The sequence below is a fragment of the Terasakiella sp. SH-1 genome (assembly GCF_004564135.1).
Lineage (GTDB): Bacteria > Pseudomonadota > Alphaproteobacteria > Rhodospirillales > Terasakiellaceae > Terasakiella.
This window is the reverse complement of the sequence record NZ_CP038255.1, coordinates 3787501-3807787: the sequence shown is the minus strand read 5'-3', so window position 1 is coordinate 3807787 and position 20287 is coordinate 3787501. Positions and strand designations below refer to the sequence as shown.

The 20287-nt window shown below is 46.5% G+C and carries 19 protein-coding genes and 2 rRNA genes (1 of these 21 cut by a window edge); 6 read left to right on the top strand and 15 right to left on the bottom strand.

The genetic code is table 11. The annotated features are described in order from the left end of the window. Positions 1–68 precede the first annotated feature (68 nt). From E4K71_RS17990 to E4K71_RS17955, 8 genes are all read right to left on the bottom strand, one after another. A complete protein-coding gene (locus E4K71_RS17990) occupies positions 69–3782 on the bottom strand; it encodes an autotransporter outer membrane beta-barrel domain-containing protein (protein WP_135081912.1) in 3714 nt (1237 codons plus the stop codon). A gap of 242 nt (positions 3783–4024) precedes the next feature. Further along, on the bottom strand, positions 4025–4729 hold the full coding sequence (locus E4K71_RS17985) for a helix-turn-helix transcriptional regulator (protein ID WP_167730688.1): 705 nt from the start codon (positions 4727–4729) through the stop codon (positions 4025–4027). A 472-nt stretch (positions 4730–5201) separates the two neighbouring features. Beyond that, positions 5202–5714 (bottom strand): invasion associated locus B family protein, encoded by a 513-nt coding sequence (locus E4K71_RS17980; RefSeq protein ID WP_135081910.1) that lies wholly within the window; start codon positions 5712–5714, stop codon positions 5202–5204. A gap of 12 nt (positions 5715–5726) precedes the next feature. Beyond that, positions 5727–6164 carry a hypothetical protein gene (locus tag E4K71_RS17975; protein ID WP_135081909.1) on the bottom strand — a complete coding sequence of 146 codons (438 nt, stop codon included), beginning with the start codon at positions 6162–6164 and terminating at the stop codon, positions 5727–5729. A 98-nt stretch (positions 6165–6262) separates the two neighbouring features. Continuing rightward, positions 6263–6832, bottom strand: coding sequence for a hypothetical protein (locus E4K71_RS17970; protein WP_135081908.1), 570 nt, complete (start codon positions 6830–6832; stop codon positions 6263–6265). A gap of 419 nt (positions 6833–7251) precedes the next feature. Continuing rightward, positions 7252–8178, bottom strand: a complete 927-nt coding sequence (locus tag E4K71_RS17965) for a nickel/cobalt transporter (protein ID WP_135081907.1) — start codon at positions 8176–8178, stop codon at positions 7252–7254. Continuing rightward, entirely contained in the window at positions 8169–8819 is a 651-nt protein-coding gene (locus tag E4K71_RS17960; protein ID WP_135081906.1) for a DUF1007 family protein, read from the bottom strand. The genes E4K71_RS17965 and E4K71_RS17960 overlap by 10 nt, the downstream gene beginning before the upstream one ends. Positions 8820–8894: 75 nt before the next feature. Beyond that, a complete protein-coding gene (locus tag E4K71_RS17955) occupies positions 8895–9620 on the bottom strand; it encodes a transporter substrate-binding domain-containing protein (RefSeq protein WP_135081905.1) in 726 nt (241 codons plus the stop codon). 108 nt (positions 9621–9728) lie between these two features. On the opposite strand from E4K71_RS17955, the gene E4K71_RS17950 reads away from it, so the two are divergent. Further along, positions 9729–10334, top strand: coding sequence for a class I SAM-dependent methyltransferase (locus E4K71_RS17950; RefSeq protein ID WP_135081904.1), 606 nt, complete (start codon positions 9729–9731; stop codon positions 10332–10334). Here E4K71_RS17950 and E4K71_RS17945 read toward each other — a convergent pair. Genes E4K71_RS17945 through E4K71_RS17930 form a run of 4 tightly spaced genes read right to left on the bottom strand, consistent with a single transcriptional unit; the run spans position 10331 to position 12213 of the window. After that, on the bottom strand, positions 10331–10771 hold the full coding sequence (locus E4K71_RS17945) for a periplasmic heavy metal sensor (RefSeq protein WP_135081903.1): 441 nt from the start codon (positions 10769–10771) through the stop codon (positions 10331–10333). The two genes, E4K71_RS17950 and E4K71_RS17945, sit on opposite strands and share 4 nt — an antisense overlap. A 3-nt stretch (positions 10772–10774) precedes the next feature. After that, positions 10775–11053, bottom strand: a complete 279-nt coding sequence (locus E4K71_RS17940; protein WP_135081902.1) for a hypothetical protein — start codon at positions 11051–11053, stop codon at positions 10775–10777. After that, the gene (locus tag E4K71_RS17935; protein ID WP_135081901.1) at positions 11034–11624 is read right to left on the bottom strand and encodes a sigma-70 family RNA polymerase sigma factor; all 591 of its coding nucleotides are present in this window, start codon (positions 11622–11624) and stop codon (positions 11034–11036) included. The genes E4K71_RS17940 and E4K71_RS17935 overlap by 20 nt, the downstream gene beginning before the upstream one ends. 43 nt (positions 11625–11667) lie before the next feature. Further along, on the bottom strand, positions 11668–12213 hold the full coding sequence (locus tag E4K71_RS17930; RefSeq protein WP_206201928.1) for an EF-hand domain-containing protein: 546 nt from the start codon (positions 12211–12213) through the stop codon (positions 11668–11670). A gap of 180 nt (positions 12214–12393) precedes the next feature. On the opposite strand from E4K71_RS17930, the gene E4K71_RS17925 reads away from it, so the two are divergent. The 5 genes from E4K71_RS17925 (at position 12394) to E4K71_RS17905 (ending at position 17261) form a co-directional block, all read left to right on the top strand. Then, positions 12394–13440: an alcohol dehydrogenase family protein gene (locus E4K71_RS17925; RefSeq protein ID WP_135081899.1), complete on the top strand. Its 1047-nt coding sequence runs from the start codon at positions 12394–12396 to the stop codon at positions 13438–13440. 64 nt (positions 13441–13504) lie between these two features. Beyond that, a complete protein-coding gene (locus E4K71_RS17920; protein WP_135081898.1) occupies positions 13505–15112 on the top strand; it encodes a cation:proton antiporter family protein in 1608 nt (535 codons plus the stop codon). Between the two features lie 31 nt (positions 15113–15143). After that, the gene (locus E4K71_RS17915; protein ID WP_135081897.1) at positions 15144–15488 is read left to right on the top strand and encodes a zinc ribbon domain-containing protein YjdM; all 345 of its coding nucleotides are present in this window, start codon (positions 15144–15146) and stop codon (positions 15486–15488) included. 111 nt (positions 15489–15599) lie between these two features. Then, positions 15600–16358, top strand: coding sequence for a transporter substrate-binding domain-containing protein (locus tag E4K71_RS17910; protein WP_135081896.1), 759 nt, complete (start codon positions 15600–15602; stop codon positions 16356–16358). A gap of 249 nt (positions 16359–16607) precedes the next feature. Then, complete coding sequence (locus E4K71_RS17905) at positions 16608–17261, top strand: IS1595 family transposase (RefSeq protein WP_135082128.1); 654 nt, start codon at positions 16608–16610, stop codon at positions 17259–17261. Between the two features lie 81 nt (positions 17262–17342). Here E4K71_RS17905 and E4K71_RS18310 read toward each other — a convergent pair whose 3' ends face one another. The 3 genes from E4K71_RS18310 to E4K71_RS17895 all read right to left on the bottom strand — a co-directional run. Beyond that, complete coding sequence (locus E4K71_RS18310) at positions 17343–17504, bottom strand: hypothetical protein (protein WP_167730686.1); 162 nt, start codon at positions 17502–17504, stop codon at positions 17343–17345. 135 nt (positions 17505–17639) lie between these two features. Beyond that, positions 17640–17754: ribosomal RNA gene (gene rrf, locus E4K71_RS17900) — 5S ribosomal RNA — on the bottom strand. Positions 17755–17934: 180 nt separating this feature from the next. Further along, positions 17935–20287: ribosomal RNA gene (locus E4K71_RS17895) — 23S ribosomal RNA — on the bottom strand; it runs 391 nt beyond the window's last position.

The following is a 20287-nucleotide window of genomic DNA, read 5'->3' as shown; positions in this document are numbered from 1 at the left end:
GAAAAAAAAGAGCCCCGAAAGTGTGGGTAACTTTTCGGGGCTCAGTCTAAGATAAGGGGATAACTTTCTTAGAACTTGAAGCGAGCTTCAAGTGTTGCAGAGTGGCCTGTGTAATCAGACTTGAATTCTGCATCGTAGTTTGCACCGACAGACCAGGCGCCATCGTCATAAGTCACACCCAGGCCAGCGTTACCAGCCAGTTGCTCAACTTCTGCACCTTCAACAGTGAATGCAGCACCGCCACCAGTGTAAGAACCAGTTGCTGTTGCCTCATCACCAGAGAAATCATAGGAAAGCCCCAGTGTTGCAGATGGGATCAAGTGACCTTTGCCCTGCTTAACTTTTGTGTGAACCTTTGCCCCCAAAGACGCAACGAAAGCGTCAACATCATCCGGGTTTACATTCAGGTTCAGGTTACCAGCGCCCGTTTCTGTATAGCTGTCAGAAGAAACGTGCGTATAGGACAGGCTACCCATTGGTGTGATAAAGGCGTTGCCTTTCAGATTGATCGGCATACCACCACCAACGCTGACCATATACTGGTTAGAGTCATAGTCACCTTCAGCCGTACGGTTCAAGCCACCGAAAGTCAGCTGACGAGAAGTGTCGTTATTGTTACGGGCATAACCGACCATACCTTCAACATAGTATTTATCAGTTGTGTAATCACCGTAAACTGTGAACTGGTAGCTCTTGATATCAGTCTTGGCGTTACCTGTGCCTTTGCCATCCACATCTGTTTTGGAATAAGCAAAGGAACCACCAAGGCGAATACCATCGGCCACTTCCGCATCCAGACCACCTGCGATACCGAATGTATCAGCATCATAGCCTTTAACGCCTGATTTCTCGTCTTGTGTGATCCAGTTACCAAAAGGTTTCACCCAAGCCGCTTTTGCCATACCGGCATCACCGGAAGCAAAACCAGTTTGCTGTACACCGGCAAACTGAGCACCACTACGCAGGGAAGCCAAACGGTTAGAGGCAACGCCAACAACCTGGGCACCCGCCCCGATGGCAGCCGTAGAAGCCGCACCAAGCGTATCTGCCTGAACAGAAACCTGCTCAGCTGCTTTTGTTGCTTCAGAACCACCTGTGTTCAAGGCAGTTGTCAAAGCTGTCAAAGCCGTGGCATCACCAGAACCAACCGCAGTGTTCGCATTGCTCAGAGCAGTTGCTTCTGTTACAGAAATCCCTAGTTCAGAAGCCGTTGTAGACAAAGATTTAGCGGTTGCGACAACAATCAAATCATCCGCATCTTCACCAGTTACAACATCTGTACCAGCCCCACCATCAACAATTGTGTAGTCAACAAGTGCTGTATCAGTAACGGCAAAATCAGCAAGTTCAATGTTTGCATCGCTATCCCAGTTACCACCAGTATCATCTAAAAGAAGGATTGCACCGGAAGTAAAGTTTGCAGGCATTTGCACGGTCACAGAACCATCTGTAATCGCACCAGTCGGAGCAATACCACCCGCAGAAGCAATCACCGCAGTCGCCCCTGTAATAGCTGCACCATTTGCAACACCAGAAACACCACTACCGACAATAATTTTAGAATTATCGGCTAAAACTACAGAAGTATCTGCGATACTACCTGTCTTTTCAAAAGTTGCGGTACCAGAGATCGTCATCGTCTTTGCAAAGACTTCTTCGTTGAAGGTAGCAACTTTATTTGCATTTACTGTTAAAGCCTTAATGTGTTTTGCATCAGTACCGATATCACTTTGGAATGTAACACCCGCAGCGTTATCAATAACAACAGTACCATCATCGTCAGCTGCAGCAGTTACAGCACCGGAAACCGTTTGAGCACTTGAACCATCAAACGTTACAGTAACGTTTGTACCACCGTCGGTCATATTGATAGCACCAGTTACATTACCCGCAAAGTTTGCTGTAACGGCATTACCGCTACCATCGACTTCAATTGTGGTTGCTGTAACATTACCATCAAAGTTACCTGCTGAGTTTGCAGCTTGGTCAGAACTGATTGTGATGTTTGTTGCATAAACATCAGAACTAAATTTCGCTTTACCAGTGTCAGTCGTATTACCGATTGTCAAGGTACCGATTTTAGCAGAACTTGTACCAATTTGGCTTGCAAACGTTTGCTCGGTGTCACCTTCAATGGTGATCGTACCTTCGCCGTCAGCAGCAGCGGTAATCGCACCAGTAAAGGTTTCAGCTTCACCATCAACCGTATCAATCAACAATGTCGCTGTACCTGCTGTCGCATTGCCCGCAGTCCCGTCATTCAAGATGATAGAAGAGAAAGTCGCTGATGCGTTGAATTCAACAGATGCATTTCCGCCATCACCATCATTGTCAGCGTCACCATCACCACCCGTGATTGTCAACGTCTGAGATGTTGCAGTGACATCATCAACGAAGATTGCAGTTACAGCACCACCATCAGCGGCATCATTGTCGTTACCATTACCACCAGTTACAGTAATATCGCCTGTCGCAGTTGTCGTACTGCCAGCTGTAAATGTTACAGAACCACCTGTGGATGCACCAGCGGCACCGCCGCCATTACCACCTGTCAATGTCATGCCGCTAGAACCAATAGTCAGTGCACCAACATTAGCGATGGAAGAGTCACCACCACCGGAAACAGTCGTATCAGCACCGTTACCACCAGTCATGGTCAAACCACCAACAGAAACTGCTTGGCTATTAAAGTCAGCCGAAGCTGCACCACCAGCACCTGTACCACCTGCAGAACCGTTGCCACCCGCAAGAGTTAACGTACCTGTTGTAGTGAATGCGCCTTCTGCATCAATAGAAGCCGCACCGCCATTACCGGCACCACCAGAAGAAGCAGCACCACCAGTGACAGTGAAATTGCTTGTTGCATTCATGGTGCCATTAATATCAAGAACAGCTGCACCGCCAGCACCACCAGCACTTGCAGATCCACCGTCTACAGTCACAGCACCAGACAAGGCTGATACATTTTCAGCAATTGTAATTGTGGAAGAACCACCATCACCAGCGCCTGCAGATGCGCCACCATTGACATCAATACCACCAGTTACATCAGACAATGTACCCGTTACAGTTACTTGAGTATCACCACCATTGTCAGCATTACCTTGGCCACCAGACAATGTGATCGTAGAGATATCAATGGTATCTGCAGCCGCATCACCAAGAGTGACTGTGATGTCAGAACCTTCGTCTGTTGCACCATTACCAGATGTTGCCGTCAAAGCAGTCAACTTCACAGAACCATCAAGAGCAACGGTACCGTCAAAATCGCCAGTAACATCGTTAGCACCTTGGATTACCAATGTACCACCACGCGTCAATGTGGAAGCACCATCTTGCCCTGTTGTTCCTTCTACATTTAAAGTGACAGACTGAAGCGCGTCATTGCCACTGCTATCTGTGGTATCATTCCCCATGAAGATAGTGAAGGTCGTACCGGACGCAATATCCATATACCCTGTCGCCTTCAACGTGTTTGCAGCCGTTGCTTCACCATCAACCAAAATTAACGTACCGTCATAATCAGAATCGATATTTGTAATTTGGTCATCGGCATTTGCAGTCAAATCAATCTGCAGAAAGTCCGCAGCATCGTCTGACGTGTTAACAATGCTATCCGCATCCGCAGGGAGGCCATCAGCAGCTGCACCATCTGCATTGTCTAATTCTTGATCTGCTGCCAAAGCAGTACTACTCAAACCAACCATCGCCGTGAAGGCCACGACGGACATTCCGCCCAACAAGGCTTTTTTGAATGTCTTGTTCGTATTGAACTTTTTCATTTTGTAAGTATCCCCTTACTTTAAAGAAAATTATTAACCACACCCAAACACAGGCGTGCCCCCTGTTCCTTTAAACAGGGCACCCTATTTCTAGGTGATTTGGTCTTTTGGGAACGTCACCCCCCAGGGTGAGCAACAGGCGTTTTGGGAAGACTTAAGGCTGTAGAGAATAGAATCAGTTCTCACCGTGATAAAAACATCACACTTTCATGTCAAAACCGCAGACTTCTGAGGCTTAGGGCCTAGGAATTCAGAATTTTAACCAATGAAACTAGCTCTGCACGGGTATTCACATCCAACTTTGAATAGATTCTTTTACGGTGAGTCTTGACCGTATTGAGTGAAATTGAATGGGCTTCGGCCACTTCCTGCTCTGATTTATTGACAAAAAGCTCGCTTAAGATTGTCGATTCTGCATCTGTCAGGCCAAATAATTTGTCAAAGTCCAGTTTCTCAAGAGAAGGAACAAAATCCAGTTCTTTGATCGAAATCATTATTTTTGTTTCAAAAGCCAGCCCCGTCAGGGTATGGACAGGAAAACGGGTCATTTCAAAAATATAATCTTTCTTTGGGGAAAGACGCTCTACCCGAAAGACCTCATAGGTCATGTCTTCTTTCTGAGAAAAGTCTGCCAACGCCTTGCGAAATTCATCAGCGGCCCGTTTTCCAGCCATTGACACCTGCTGGCCGCGCAAGGAAATACCATCTTGTTGCTGTAGGATAATATCAAGAGGCCCATTGGCAAAAAGAACTTTCCCTTGCAAATCAATCACGCCAAAGGATTTTTTTGCATGCTGCATATAATGTTCAAGCTGGCTGTTGATTTGTTCTTTTTCAGCCAAGGATAACCAGAGAGATACCCCTCTGCTCAGATGTAAAAAAAGGCTATGCAACAAGCCATCATGACTGCCCGGCACTTTTTCTTTTGCACTTAACAGAAGCTCCATCCCATTGGATAAATCTTTTTTTAAGGGAAAAACGCTTCCCTCCCTTTCAACAAGGTCCTTTTGCAAAATTTCTTTCTGGGAAAGAAGACAAAAAGCATGCTGATCAAATTGAGCCCCCCGGAAAAGAATAAAAACGCCGACCTCAATCAATCCCATTTTTTGGGAAATATGTTCAATGCAGTCTTTCCAGGTTAATCGAGAAGAAGCTGCATTATAAATGTCAATTATAAGTTGATCTAGCAGATCTCGTTGATCAATCACATTTAACTCTAATACGCCGTGTTTTTTTGCTTATCCCCCCCCCGTAACACCAAAAATTGACGGGAGGGAGGTAATTAAATTTTTAGGGAATCAGGAGCTTTTCTTTACGAGCCCGACCCAAGCAAAAGACAATTTAGAGTTAAACTATTATCGCTATAATCACCCTTAGGGGTGATCTCTGTAACTTTTTAGTGTATCTATAAAAATGAACCTACTTTATTGAAGCGATACCTTTAGAGAATCCTGCAAGAGATGCTTTTAACACCGTGGTCTTAGTACTTCCCCAGGGACGAAAGCCGACAAACAGATGGTTCCCCGCCTTAAAGGCTTTCAAACGTTTTCCATCCAGTTTTAAGCTGGCATCGCACCCTGCATTTGTACAACGCAAATATTTGACCGCCATATCAGCGCCTTTATCCACTTTCAGTACCGCACCTGGACGCAAGTCAACACCCAAAGGCATTTGAATGCTCAGATAAGGCTCTCTTTTCTTCGTTTTATGATGTTGTGCATAAATAACCGTGAGGGCCAGAACACGGCCAACAGTCTGCGGTTTGCCCTGTTTATTTTTTTGAGATAAAAAAAGCTGTTGTGTCAGTCGACATGTTTCCGCTTTTTTGACATCGCTGCACACCTTCTTCCAGGACTTTGCCTGAGCATAACTTTCTGCTGTGAGAAAGAAGGCTAAAAATGCAAAGACAACAACTTGTAAGATTTTAAACATGATTAAGATCCATTATTTCTGAAAAGGGAGTTTCGCTGCGACACCAGTTTTGCTGATCGCATAAACTTCGATTGACGCGTCTTTCCCATTCAAACCTGTAAATAAAGATTTTTTCAGCACAACAGAAAAGCCGGAACGCATGAGCCCGCCATCATTTAAGGCTTTTGCAACATCAAGACGTTCATTTAATGCAGAACCTTGATGCACAAGTTTTTGATTGGCAAAGATCAGTATTTTTTTAACAGGTCGACTATGCGCAATATCGGCTGCCCAGCCTTGAAACTGAACACGTTCCCCCATCAAATGAACCTTTTCCAACATTCCCTTAATTTTATCAGGGGCTGCGTGAATAGCTGTTTGGCCTTTGGCTAATAAAAGACAGTCCGAACAGATGTAATAAGCCTGATTCAACGAAGGCTTCTTTGCTTGTTGGTCTAACGTCTTTTGCACATGGGAGGGTGTCCATATTGGTTTAGACAAATCCATTTTTTTGCAAGAAGATAATGATACGACCACTAAAAGGGCAATCATAACGGAATAAATCTTCCTCATTGTTTATCCCCCTGCTCACACCCCTTGGATTTTCCTAACAAACGGCAGAATTCACCTTCAGGCGTCACATTAATGATCCCATACGTCGCATTTATTTTATCAGGCCCTAAAAAGGATAAGTGAAGCGGCGGAATAGCAAAGGCATAATTCCCGGAATCAAATTCATACCGATCTGCTTTGGTTGGAATAAAATAATATTCCTTGACCTTTAAGGGCCTTAAAACCAGCGAGGTGATATAGCGCATTCGATAATAACGCCCCTCTTCAACCAGCAAATCAAAATGAATGGAATCAAAAAAATCGGGTGCCCGGAAAGAATGCGTACGTTCATCCATATTCTGTAATTTCAGCACATATTTCTTTCCTGCTTCAAAACGCATCACCATTGGACTGAAATGATTATTTTCAATCCTTACATTCATAACTTCTGCGTCTGACCAGCGCTTTATCTCTTCTGCAAGAAGGGCCTCATTTTGTATTTCTTTAAAATACCCAATATCATAAGAACATGCCGTTATCACAAACGCATTTAAAAGAATGAAGGAAAGTAGATATTTTCGCCTCAAAGTATCTGCTCCTTATCTTATTTTCAGGCACCGTTTGAAGACGGGAAAATACAAACTGAATCGAAAGTTACGCATCACCCCCAAGGGTTACGCCTTGATATGGAAACATAGATGCATAAACTGAAGAGCATGCAGAAAACCCATAAGGGGAAAGCAAAAAGCTTCCTGCATATTTTAAAAAGGAACGGCATATAAATATCATTCCTCTTTATGAATACTGGCATCCAAGAGTAAACACAGAGCAATCAGAAAAAAGGTCTCTAGCCTATTGTAAAAAGAACGCCAAACCACCATCCTTACTGCCCCGTGCTTAAGTCCGTCTTCGCATTTCCTTATGGCTTAAACGATTCAATTATGAATAGAGCCACCCCTACAGGTGACAACTCTATTATTGATAAAAAAACAAAAGGGATGGGCTATTAAAACAGGGGGTGGCTTGTCTGGCTGGCTTCAATCAAAAGGGATGTGCCAAGCGCGGTGATGAACAGGCCACCGATGAATGCGGCCCCCAGGGACAGGTTCTGTACCAATTGTCCACTTTGTTGTTCCGCCAGTTTCAAGGCCCCTTTTCTGAAATAGACGGCTAAGACTGCCAAGCTGCTGACTGTAATGGCGGTACCGAAAGAAATGGCAAAGATGGAAGCAATGCCAGCCCATCTTAACCCAATGATTTCCGCAAAAATCAAGACAAGGACGGAACCGCTACAAGGGCGAATACCAACGGATAGGATGATGGCAAGGCTGTCGCGCCAGCTTGTCTTTTGATCCAGCATATCCGCACTGGGGGCATGGGAATGTCCACACGTACTGCATTCATGTTCATGTCCGTGCTCATGATGGTGATGGGCATGCTTATGTTTTTTCCAGAATGCCTGAGCCGCCCGTTTCATTAAGACCAGCCCGATGAGGGCAATCAGTCCAAAGCTGACGGTTTCCAACATCGGCACCGCATCTTTGGCATCACTGCGCGACAGGCCGATTAATCCCACCAGCCCTTCAACCAACACAACAGCACTCAACCCCTGAACAAAGGCAGAAGCAAAGGACAGCACAATCCCACGCTTTAACTGGCTTTCCTGACTGAGCAAATAGGTACCGATAATCGCCTTGCCATGACCGGGGCCTGCAGCATGAAAAACCCCATACAAAAAACTGACACCAACCATGCCCCAAAGGGCCTGAATTCCCCCGCTTTGCAGGGCACGAATGGCACCGGCAAGTTCTCGGTGAAAGGCTTGTTGTTGGGTACGAATGTAATAGACCAGTTCGGACCATATGCTGGTTTCTGCTGCCAGAGCTTCAACAGGAAAGATAACCAGCGCAAGAAACAGAAGCGCTACTGGCATGAGATTTCAATCCGTTCTGCAAAATGAACCCCAATACCATCGCCTGCACTCTCATCTTTATCCAATCCTGCGGCCATCAGGGAAAGCTCCTGAGGAGGCTCTGGCTTTTTAAGCTGATAGCCACAGCTTGCTGCCCCCTCCCCGATCAACTGGATGGGATCTCCTTCTACGGCATGGAGGATTTCCACATAATAGGTCGGGTCATAAACCGCATATTCAAGTTTCTGCGTTTTAGGGTGAAGAGGCTCTTTTAAAGTGATGGTGAATTCCATCCACAAACGATTGTTTTCCACAAAGGTTTTATAATCTGTCACCGGGTGAACATCAGCTTTTTGCCCATCCGCCTGAATGAAGGTGAAATAGGAATATTCCGACAGGTTTTTCAGGTTTTGCTCCGCCAGTTGGTTCAATGCCTGTTGATCATAGGCCCCTTGCGCATTAGGGGTCATCCCTTCAAGGGTAAAGGCTGAATAGTAATCATCAAACAACCATCCCACCCACAGGCCCGTGACCTGCCCCTTTTCATCAAAAAGCAGGGCCGTTTCCAAATCAATCCAACTGTGGGGATGAGCCTGACTTGGGAGGCTATTGCCCATAAGAAAGAAAGCAACAAACAAAGTTGCGAAAAAACGTTTGATCATATGGATCACCTGATGGAGCTTTGGTACAGGATGTGATTTTGTTTATATAGAAGGCAATGCCAAAAGGGAAAGGCTTTAGCGTTTATAAAGCGTTTCCAGCATTTTTTCCATTTCAATGACGGACGGTGGGCCGCCATTGTCCGCATTGACCTGTCTGGTGGCAAGACTCAGTGGTTTCACAAGGTTTTCATTTTTTTTATGAACATAATGGAACATGGGAATGCGCAGTAAAGGCTGATCCAGTCGGACGCGCACATCGGGAAACTCTTCTGTATGGACCTCCATCACACCCAAAAAACTGGCGGCGTAGCGCAATCGCCCGCGTGAAACCATTTTCATTAAAGATTTACCTGATGTGACAGCTTGCCCGTCATACACACTCAAGGCATTGGTCAGAAACTTATTGCCACGGGGAAAGCCAACAGGGTTTCCTCTTTTAAGAAGCTCCGCCAACTCTTCAAGGCTACGTGGGATTTCCGTTTCATTATGATGATGGGCAATGACAAGTTCTTGATAGAAATACGGGTCTTCCAGAGGGATCAAGTTTTTATAGAACGCATTGACCCCAGCCACACGGGCCAGCTCACAATCATATTTGCCATTATTGGCACTTTCAATGCTACGTGCATTTGATTCCAGAACAATTTCAAGATCGTGCCCGGCGACTTGATAAATATGACGTATGCGTTCAAAAGCAGCATCCACAGTTCGGGAAACCGTTGTTGAAGCCACCTGATAGGTATCTGCATAAGCAACTGAACTGTAAACCAGCATCAAAGCAACGAGCCATTTTCTCATCATAGCAAACCTTCAAAGAGAGAAGATGTATATTTACATTAGACTTCACTTGTTTGCTTTCAAGGGGGCGTTTTGTTTAGAGTGAAGATTATGCCCGAAAGGAGACAGGCCATGAAAGAACATTGGGAAAAGGTTTATTGCAGCAAAGCGGAAAATGAGGTGAGCTGGTTCCAGGTTGAAGCAAAAACGTCCTTGCGCCTTGTGAAGGAATACAGGTTTTGTGACCAAGCATCTATCATTGATATCGGGGGTGGGGCTTCTCGTCTGGTGGATGGGCTGGTAACTGAAAACCTCAAGGTCAGTGTACTGGATTTATCTGCTGCCGCTTTGGAAAAGTCACAAGCCCGCCTTGGAAAGCATTCTTCTTCTGTGCATTGGATGATCGGGGATGTGACAACAATTTCTTTGCCAAAACATTGTTATGATATCTGGCATGATCGGGCTGTTTTTCATTTCTTAACGGATATGGAAAAACGCAACGCCTATAAGGCCCAGCTTGTTCAAGCCCTGAAACCACAAGGTCGCTTGATTATATCCACTTTTGCCCAAGACGGTCCCCAGAAATGTAGCGGCTTACCAGTACGACGCTATAGCGTTGACAGTCTTGTACAGGAAATAGGGAATGCATTTAAACTGTTGCACACGGAAAAAGAAACACACCTGACCCCATGGGCAGCAGAACAAAAGTTTATCTATTGCGTTTTTGAGAAACTTTAGCGCGGTTTGTGTGGTGGTTTCAGTCTAAGTTGATGACGGCCTTGCGGTGAGATTTTGCTGACCAATTCGATAACAAAATTCGCAATCGCATGATCAATTTTAAGACGTTCACCAGAATGTATCTGATGGGCAGCCTTAACCTGCTCAAGGTCAAATGGTTCTGCCTTCACAGATCGAATAATACCATCTAGCCCCCGGCGCATATCTTCGTGATGGGTTTCAAACAAACGGGAATGCTTTTCAACAAGTTGTTCAAAAATCACACGGTCCTGCCCCGTTAAATCCTGCCCCATATGACGAAACAACTTTTGTGGGGAAGGGGGGCCGGGAGGGCGGGGTTTAAGGTGATGTGGCCCCACAATGATAATGGCGATCAACACCACATTCAGTATGACGGACCCCCAAGCCAGAATATTTTTCCAGTTGCGTGTGATCATCCTTTAATATCCTGCATACTGGTAGCTATAAGCCGTGATTAAAGGTGTTGCAGGGACATCCTGTATCATTTGACTGATCAGAACAGTTGCCAACGCAATGGAACAAACACCGATCCCGGTGATTAAACGATCTTTCCAACCCATGGGGGCGAACATCACATTGGCACTGATTGCAACACGGCTGAGAAGCTCATCTTCCAAACGTTTCAAACGGGTATGGGAGGTATCAACCTTATAATGATCCAACCAGTTATCCAGTTGTTTATCTGTTGTTTTTGTCATCTGCCCAGCCCTCTATACCTAATTTTGATAATTTTATTTTTAATGTGTTTCTTGCCCGATGCAGCAACCCGCTCACCGCACCTGTTGAAAGCTCCATGATCTCTGCAATTTCTGTTGCGCCTAACCCTTCATAATAAGACAGGACAATCACAAAGCGTTGCTGTTCAGTGAGTTCATAAAACAGGTTTTGGATAATGTCTTCCAGTTGTTTTTCATGAACATGGGAAACAGCATCTTTCGCAAGTGAGGGTAACAGCTCAATATGTTCAATGGGGAGGTGTTTTTTCCCCCGTTGTTTATCAATGCACAGATTAACCGTCACCCGATAGAGCCATGTTTTTAAGACAGCTGGCCCCCTTTCGTCCCATTCAGGTGCCTTGTCCCATAATTTGATCATAACATCCTGGGCAATATCTTCGGCTAAACTGGCATCACCTGTCATACGTTCTGCGGTTTTCAGAATATAGGGTAGATATTTTTGTATCAAAGACTGGAAGGCTTTTTGATCGCCTATGGCCAAACGTTCCAAAAGCACGGCATCTGACTTTTGTTTCCCAAAAGGTACCCTCAATGCCTTACTTCCATTCTTTGTTACAAGCTTGCATCACCTGAAATTACAGGGATGCAAGAGTTTGTTGTTGTGCAAACATAGCACCTAAACCACTGGCGTTAGAATAGGCATTCTGCGCCTGTGAGAAAGCAGAATTACGGAAATTCTCCATTTCGCTTTGGATCAGTTCCAAAATGTCTGCTTCTGTTGTGGTTGATGTTTCAGACTCTTCATCCGTTTCAGAGACAGTGGTTGTTTCACTGTCATCCTCTTCTTCTGACTCAGTTGTTGAAGAATATTCTTCAAGGGCTTGCAGCAAGCTCGACATCATGTCGCTGCCCATCATCCCGCCGCCACCAGGCGGAGGTGGAGGTGGTGGGGCCTTACCAAATTCTTCTTCAGAGACAAAACCATCACCATCTGAATCAATTTGGGAAAACATTTCACTTGCAGAAGGGGCGTCTTCAGGGGCATCTGCCGGTTTTGCAGCTTCAAACTCCTCAAGACTGAACTGTCCATCGCCATCTGTGTCGATTTTGTTGAACATCTCTTGGCGCATTTTGGCATGATCTATTGATCCTGCACCGCCGTAAGAGCCAATGGCATCCATCGTCTTTCTCCTGTTCCTTAAAGGCATGTTTTTCTAAACACGGTGCAGACCGAAATAGCCGCACATAAAGTTACACGGATGAAACGGGAAAACCTTACGATCTTTTTTTAAGAAAATAACTTTTCTTTGCACATACACTGCTTATGCTTATGAAAACTTCCAATAAAACAGGCATTTCCCATGCAACACCTTCCTTCAAAAATGAGTGGCATTTATCTAACAGGTCATGGCGGGCCGGAATGTCTGGAGTATCGTGATGATATTGACATTCCCACACCGGCTGCCGACGAGGTACTGGTGCGTGTTGAAGCCGCCGGGGTAAATAATACCGACATCAACACCCGCATCGGCTGGTATTCCAAAGGTGATCAAGACGCAGAAGACGCTTCCTGGGCTGGAAAGGCGCTCCAACTGCCCTTAATACAAGGGGCTGATGTATGCGGAGTGATTGTTGGCGTTGGTGCTGGTGTTTCTCAAGACCGCATTGGGGAACGTATTTTAATTGAACCCTGCCTTGTAGAGGCACAAGGACAAACACTGGAAAACCCATGGTATTTTGGTTCAGAATGTAACGGCGGGTTTGCACAATATACGGTCGTGGCCTCACGCCATGCCTATGGACTTAGCTGTGATCTTTCCAGTGCTGAACTTGCCTCTTTCCCTTGTTCTTATTCCACCGCAGAAAACATGTTAACCCGTGCAGCTGTTGGCGAAGGAGAACGTGTTTTAATCACCGGTGCGTCCGGTGGGGTCGGATCAGCAGCAGTTCAATTGGCCAAAGCCCGCAAGGCCGAAGTCATTGCCATCACAAGTCCATCCAAAGAAGAAACACTTAAGCAAATCGGCGCAGATATAACCTTGTCCAGAGACGCTGAGCTTGTTGCGCAATTGGGCCATAACAGTGTGGATGTGGTGATTGACCTTGTGGGTGGTGCCCAATGGCCTCACTTGTTAGAGGTTATGAAACCCAAAGGGCGTTATGCGGTATCCGGTGCCATCGGCGGGGCGATGGTGGAGCTGGATTTACGCACCCTCTATTTAAAAGACTTAAGTTTCTTTGGCTGTACGGTCTTGGAAGAAGAGGTCTTCGGGAACCTGATTTCCTATATCGAACAAGGCAAAATCAAGCCACTGGTGGCACAAACCTACCCTTTGGCAGACATTGCAGCTGCACAAGCCGCTTTCCAAACAAAAAAACATGTTGGCAAGATTGTCCTGACCCTGTAATTGCAGGAAAGAGTGATTATACTTTAACTGGGTACACAACAAATGAAAGGGCGGGTAGGTCGCCATGGAGAGCTTGCTTAGCGCAATTGAATATCAAGACCCTGCATGGATTGCCATTGCCTTTATCTTTGGTCTGCTTGTGCAACAGGTAAAACTACCCCCCATGGTTGGCTTTTTGCTGGCCGGGTTTATGCTGCATCTTTTGGGGGTGCAGCAAGATAGTTTCCTCAATGGCATTGCCGATCTGGGTGTCACCCTTTTGCTCTTTACCATTGGCTTGAAGCTACAGCTTAAAAGCCTGCTTAAACCAGAAATCTGGGCAACAACGCTGAGCCATATGGCAATTTCCATTGTGGTGGCCCTGTGCTTCATTTTGGGGCTGGGGATGATCGGTCTCTCTGTTTTTGCAGGGATTGATATGAAAACAGCTGCCATTCTGGCATTTGCTCTGTCCTTTTCCAGTACGGTTTTTGCCGTTAAAACCCTGGAAGATCGTGGTGCCTTGTCTTCACGCTATGGTCAAGTTGCCATCGGTGTGCTGGTCATGCAGGATATTGCCGCTGTTATCTTCTTGGCTTTATCCAGTGGCAAAATCCCTTCCATTTGGGCGACGGGGTTGTTTTTGCTCATTCCCGCGCGCCATATGCTGGGCAAAGTGCTGGAAATGAGCGGGCATAAGGAACTGCTCACTGTTTTTGGTTTTTCTATCGCCCTTGGCGGGGCTGCGGTCTTTGAACTGGTCGGGATGAAGGGGGACCTTGGGGCCTTGATCATGGGGGTGCTGCTTGCCAGTCATAAAAAAAGCAGCGAGCTGGCCCATACCCTGCTGGGCTTTAAGGATGTCTTCCTCGTCTGTTTTTTCCTGACCATTGGATTGACGGGCCTGCCTACACTTGAGACATTTGGCGCAGCCGCCTTGTTGTTGTTGCTGATCCCGATCAAGGTTATTTTGTTTTACGTTCTTTTCACCCGTTTTCGCCTGCGTGCACGGGGCAGTGCCCTCGCCACCCTGTCTTTGGCAAACTACAGTGAATTCGGCCTGATCGTGACAGCCATTGCCATTTCAACAGGCTGGATGGAAAGCCAATGGCTCACAGTTGTCGCCCTTGCCTTATCCGCCTCATTTGTCATTGCCGCCCCATTCAGTTTTATCAGCGATAAACTATATACCCGCTATCGCCGCTTCTTGAAAAACTTTGAAACCAAATCCCGCCTTAAGGGGGATGAGGATATTGATATTACCGACCATTCCATTTTGATCTTTGGCATGGGACGGGTCGGACGTGCGGCTTATGATGAAATGCAGGAAAGAAGCGCAGGCAAGATTCTAGGCATTGACCAGGACCCCAAAGAAGTCGAGCGTCTCAGTAAAACCGGTCGCCAAATGATTTTGGGGGATGCGACCAACCCGGAATTCTGGTCACGGGTGGCCCATGGGCGCTCATCGGTTGACTTAATCCTTTTGGCAATGCCTAACGGTTCATCCAATGTGGTGGCCGGCAAGGAACTGCGTGCAAAAGGCTATACAGGCCCGATTGTCGCCATTGCCAAGTTTGAAGATGAAGTTGGCGAATTAAAAGCTGCCGGAGTGGATGAAGTCTATAACATCTATGCCGAAGCAGGCAGCGGGGCAGCCAATAAAATGCAAACTCTTTTCAAGCTTGCCGAATAACCCTTCTGATTTGGAATGAAAGCAGACCACGATGAATGAGCTTCCTCCCTGCCCGCAATGTACCTCCCCTTATACCTATGAAGACGGACAGATTTTAATCTGCCCTGAATGTGCCCATGAATGGTCCTTAACAGCAGAAACAACCGATGAAGCGATTATTCGTGATGCCAATGGCACCCCTTTGGCCAATGGCGATACGGTCAGCGTGATCAAAGACCTGAAAGTGAAAGGCTCCTCTTCAGTGGTGAAAGTCGGGACCAAAGTGAAAAACATCCGGCTTGTAGATGGAGATCACGATATTGACTGTAAGATTCCAGGCATTGGCCCCATGGGGCTTAAATCAATCTATGTGAAAAAAGTGAGTGATACTGCATAAGCATTATGCAAAAACGTGATGAACTATACTTTTGCCGGAATTGAATTAATTTAAATATTGCTCTATCCTATTAAGATATAATATCTAAATTGTATTGATAGAGAAATTACAATGCGCGTAAAAAGATACGGGCTTCGTGTAAATGCCCTTTGTTTGTCTCTGATCCTAATGGCTTTTTTAAGTGCTGCTACACCTGCGAAGGCGGCAGATAAAATACAGGCTGTCTTATTTAACATCCCGCCCTGGGGCTATTTGGATGAGAATAAAGAGATCAGCGGTATTCAGGCCGATGTGGTCAATGCGATTTCAAAAGAAATCGGAACAGATATTGATATGATTCTCACACCATATAAACGCGTCTTTTTACGCCTGGAAAATGGTGCCTCTGATTTCGGCATCTTTTTTCGCAGTGCAGCCAGTGAAAAAGCAGCAGAACCCATTGCCAAATGGCATGGCCTTGAAATCATCGTGATTGGCCGTCAGGGGATCACAACCGAACAGTATGAAGATTTAAGAAAGATCAAAATCGGGGTTCGCAGCGGTGGCAAGTTCCACCCTCAATTTGACAATGACCCTACTATTGAAAAGGTCACGACAAAAAACTACCGTCATGGCATTACCCTTTTAATGGCAGGTAAAGTGGATGCTATTGTTGGCACAGCCGCAACGCTTTACTATACCTTCAAGGAAATGAATGTTGACCTGTCTAAATTAAGCCCCCCCTATCAGCTGAACGTAAAAGAAGACTGGCTGCATTTTTCCCGGAGCAGCAAAAAACAGGATGCCAAAGAAAAGATTTTACAGGCCATGGAAAAACTGGTCTCAGATGGCACCTTCGGCAAAATCTATAATAAATACCTTCCTGAATAATCTTACAGCCCTTTTCTCTAAACCTGACCCGCTTTCACGTTTATCTTTTCTTGTGTCGCGTCAATTTGCTTAACCGATGGCCCACATCGCTTTGCACAATTTTCATAACTCAAACAAAGTATAAGGCTTCATGAAACGGGTCAGATTTAGAGAAAAGGGCTGTAGTCCTGCAAAACAAACCGTTTCTATGAAACATAAAAAAAGGGGCTGAAGTAGCTAAGGACTGAAAGAGGTTCTATAATGGCTACGATGTACATCCGAAAAAGTCATCTGACTTTACGTCAGCAAAGCAAGTTGATTGAGCATTTTGTCGCAGGCAGCACGGCTCGTGCGACTGCTGAAATTGTAGGTGTCCAAGCGAACACATCGATCCGCTTCTTCATGCGGCTTCGCCAATTGATTGCCAGCAAGTTGCCGAGCTATCGTTTGCAAGGCGAGATTGAAGCTGATGAAAGTTATTTTGGCGGTGTCCGTAAAGGAAAACGAGGTCGTGGTGCTGGCGGCAAAGTGGCTGTGTTTGGCCTTTTAAAGCGGGGTGGCAAGGTCTATACGGCAATCATTCCCAATGCAAAGACAGAGACGCTGTTACCGATTATTCAGGAGAAGGTCGAGCCTGACAGTATCGTCTATACCGATACGTTCGGTGCCTACAACGCATTGGATGTTTCGGACTTTCATCACCGCCGCATCAACCATTCCAAACTCTTTGCAGACAAACAAAATCACATCAATGGCATTGAGAACTTTTGGAATCGGGCAAAGCGTCATATGCGGAAATTCAACGGTATCAAAACTGACCATTTCTACTGGTTTCTCAAGGAGTGTGAATGGCGTTTCAATGGAGGCAACCACGCAGACCTCCTAAAGCAGCTGAAAATATGGTATAAACAGGCTAAACATTAACCCTTAGCTACTTCAGCCCCTAAAAAAAACCGACCCACTTAGGATCGGTTTTTTTTTATGTCCAAGAAACCTCTAGGGCTCTTAGTTCAAAGAACATTCCTGCTCTTCTTCGATCACACCGGAATCAACGATTTCGATGATACGGCGGCTTTGTGCATCGGCAGGACAGCCACAAGAGTAGTCACCACTTGCTTCGTGCAAATCAGCTTGTTTCAGGTGCCAATATCCAAAGGAAATCAACATGGTGTTCACCAAGTTTCATAAAAACTTTATATATACCGATAAGGAGAATCAAGGATCAAAAACAAAAAAAGCCGTCCATCTGGGCGGCTTTTTTGTAACGATTGTGTTTAGGTTATTATCTGTTCTGTTTGGAAGGCTTGGCAGCGACTTACTCTCCCGCGCCTTAAGACGAAGTACCATCAGCGCAACGTGTTTTCACGGCCGAGTTCGGGATGGGATCGGGTGTTTGCCACGTGCCATAACCACCAAGCCATCCAAAGAGAACAGAGATTATCTTCATTAGCGCTTAAGCGCCGCTCGGCTCCTTCACGTTCGCCCTTAAGTGGGCTTTGTTCCGGCCTGCACACTTGTGCAGGTTGCCTTCTATTATACTTTTAAGTATCTGAGTTGATTAATGCAGTAGATTTTTACTTCTACGCATGATGGTAAGCTATTCAAGCCTATCGAATGATTAGTATCAGTTAGCTTCATGTGTTACCACACTTCCACACCTGACCTATCAACGTGGTAGTCTTCCACGATTCTCAGGGATACCTAGTTTTTAGGGGGGTTTCCCGCTTAGATGCTTTCAGCGGTTATCCCTTCCGAACTTAGCTACCCAGCGATGCTGTTGGCACAACAACTGGTACACCAGAGGTTCGTCCACCCCGGTCCTCTCGTACTAGGGGCAGCTCCTATCAAGTATCCTCCACCTACGGCAGATAGGGACCGAACTGTCTCACGACGTTCTAAACCCAGCTCACGTACCACTTTAATTGGCGAACAGCCAAACCCTTGGGACCTGCTCCAGCCCCAGGATGTGATGAGCCGACATCGAGGTGCCAAACACTACCGTCGATGTGAACTCTTGGGTAGTATCAGCCTGTTATCCCCGGCGTACCTTTTATCCGTTGAGCGATGACCCTTCCACGAGGAGTCACCGGATCACTATGACCGACTTTCGTCTCTGTTCGTCTTGTCAGACTCACAGTCAGGCAAGCTTATGCCATTGCACTCTAAAAGCTGATTTCCGACCAGCCTGAGCTTACCATCGTGCGCCTCCGTTACGCTTTGGGAGGCGACCGCCCCAGTCAAACTACCCACCACGCAGGGTCCCGGATCCGGTTTCACGGACCGCGGTTAGACATCAATATTCAAAAGGGTGGTATTTCAAAGGTGGCTCCACAACAACTGGCGTCGCTGCTTCAAAGCCTCCCACCTATTCTACACATTTGAATACTAATGCCACTGCGAAGCTATAGTAAAGGTGCACGGGGTCTTTCCGTCTAACCGCAGGAACTCCGCATCTTCACGGAGAGTTCAATTTCGCTGAGTTGGTGTTGGAGACAGCGGGGAAGTCGTTACGCCATTCGTGCAGGTCGGAACTTACCCGACAAGGAATTTCGCTACCTTAGGACCGTTATAGTTACGGCCGCCGTTTACCGGGGCTTCAATTCATGGCTTGCACCACTCCTTTTAACCTTCCGGCACCGGGCAGGCGTCAGACCCTATACGTCGTCTTGCGACTTCGCAGAGCCCTATGTTTTTAGTAAACAGTCGCCACCCCCAATTTTGTGACACCCATAAAAAGTTGCCTTCATATGGGTCACCCTTATCCCGAAGTTACGGGTGAATTTTGCCGAGTTCCTTCAACACCATTCTCTCAAGCGCCTTGGTATGCTCTACCTGCCCACCTGTGTCGGTTTGGGGTACGGTCTATACGGAGGAGTTATTTCCTGGAACACCATGATTGCACACACAATCCAATAAGCGTGTACAACTACCGGCATTCGTCACTACCTCCAGGTTCAGGAATATTAACCTGATTCCCATCAACTACGACTTTCGTCCTCGTCTTAGGGGCCGACTCACCCTGCGCGGATTAGCCTTGCGCAGGAACCCTTGGGCTTACGGCGACAGTGTTTCTCACACTGTTTATCGCTACTCATGTCAGCATTCTCGCATCTGATACCTCCAGCAATGCTCGCGCATCACCTTCGCAGGCTTACAGATCGCTCCGCTACCACAGTCAAAAGACTGTCCACAGCTTCGGTACACGGCTTGAGCCCCGGTACATCTTCGGCGCAGGACGGCTTAATTAGACCAGTGAGCTGTTACGCTTTCTTTAAAGGGTGGCTGCTTCTAAGCCAACCTCCTGGTTGTTTTGGCCTTCCCACATCCTTTCCCACTTAGCACGTGATTTAGGGACCTTAGCTGGTGGTCTGGGCTGTTTCCCTCTCCACTACGGACCTTAGCACCCGTAGTGTGTCTGCCAGATAGTACTCATCGGTATTCGGAGTTTGGTTCGAGTTGGTAAGGCTCGCGCCCCCCGTCCCGATCCAGTGCTCTACCCCCGATGGTATTCATCTGACGCTCTACCTAAATAGATTTCGCGGAGAACCAGCTATCTCCAGGTTTGATTGGCCTTTCACCCCTAGGCACAAGTCATCCCCGTCTTTTTCAACAGACGTGGGTTCGGTCCTCCAGTGCGTGTTACCGCACCTTCAACCTGCTCATGCCTAGATCACCTGGTTTCGGGTCTAATCCATCGAACTCAGTCGCCCTATTCAGACTCGCTTTCGCTGCGCTTACGCCTATCGGCTTAGGCTTGCTCGATAAATTAACTCGCTGACCCATTATACAAAAGGTACGCCGTCACAGATCAAGTCTGCTCCGACTGCTTGTAGGCATCCGGTTTCAGGTTCTCTTTCACTCCCCTTATCGGGGTGCTTTTCACCTTTCCCTCACGGTACTGGTACACTATCGGTCGTATAGGAGTATTTAGCCTTGGAGGGTGGTCCCCC

Bases quoted from the DNA above. Each gene is read 5' to 3' on its own strand.
- E4K71_RS17990 (WP_135081912.1), bottom strand. From the start codon at position 3,782: ATGAAAAAGTTCAATACGAACAAGACATTCAAAAAAGCCTTGTTGGGC.
- E4K71_RS17985 (WP_167730688.1), bottom strand. From the start codon at position 4,729: ATGGAGCTTCTGTTAAGTGCAAAAGAAAAAGTGCCGGGCAGTCATGAT.
- E4K71_RS17980 (WP_135081910.1), bottom strand. From the start codon at position 5,714: ATGTTTAAAATCTTACAAGTTGTTGTCTTTGCATTTTTAGCCTTCTTT.
- E4K71_RS17965 (WP_135081907.1), bottom strand. From the start codon at position 8,178: ATGCCAGTAGCGCTTCTGTTTCTTGCGCTGGTTATCTTTCCTGTTGAA.
- E4K71_RS17960 (WP_135081906.1), bottom strand. From the start codon at position 8,819: ATGATCAAACGTTTTTTCGCAACTTTGTTTGTTGCTTTCTTTCTTATG.
- E4K71_RS17955 (WP_135081905.1), bottom strand. From the start codon at position 9,620: ATGATGAGAAAATGGCTCGTTGCTTTGATGCTGGTTTACAGTTCAGTT.
- E4K71_RS17950 (WP_135081904.1), top strand. From the start codon at position 9,729: ATGAAAGAACATTGGGAAAAGGTTTATTGCAGCAAAGCGGAAAATGAG.
- E4K71_RS17945 (WP_135081903.1), bottom strand. From the start codon at position 10,771: ATGATCACACGCAACTGGAAAAATATTCTGGCTTGGGGGTCCGTCATA.
- E4K71_RS17940 (WP_135081902.1), bottom strand. From the start codon at position 11,053: ATGACAAAAACAACAGATAAACAACTGGATAACTGGTTGGATCATTAT.
- E4K71_RS17930 (WP_206201928.1), bottom strand. From the start codon at position 12,213: ATGGATGCCATTGGCTCTTACGGCGGTGCAGGATCAATAGATCATGCC.
- E4K71_RS17925 (WP_135081899.1), top strand. From the start codon at position 12,394: ATGCAACACCTTCCTTCAAAAATGAGTGGCATTTATCTAACAGGTCAT.
- E4K71_RS17920 (WP_135081898.1), top strand. From the start codon at position 13,505: ATGGAGAGCTTGCTTAGCGCAATTGAATATCAAGACCCTGCATGGATT.
- E4K71_RS17915 (WP_135081897.1), top strand. From the start codon at position 15,144: ATGAATGAGCTTCCTCCCTGCCCGCAATGTACCTCCCCTTATACCTAT.
- E4K71_RS17910 (WP_135081896.1), top strand. From the start codon at position 15,600: ATGCGCGTAAAAAGATACGGGCTTCGTGTAAATGCCCTTTGTTTGTCT.
- E4K71_RS17905 (WP_135082128.1), top strand. From the start codon at position 16,608: ATGTACATCCGAAAAAGTCATCTGACTTTACGTCAGCAAAGCAAGTTG.
- E4K71_RS18310 (WP_167730686.1), bottom strand. From the start codon at position 17,504: ATGTTGATTTCCTTTGGATATTGGCACCTGAAACAAGCTGATTTGCAC.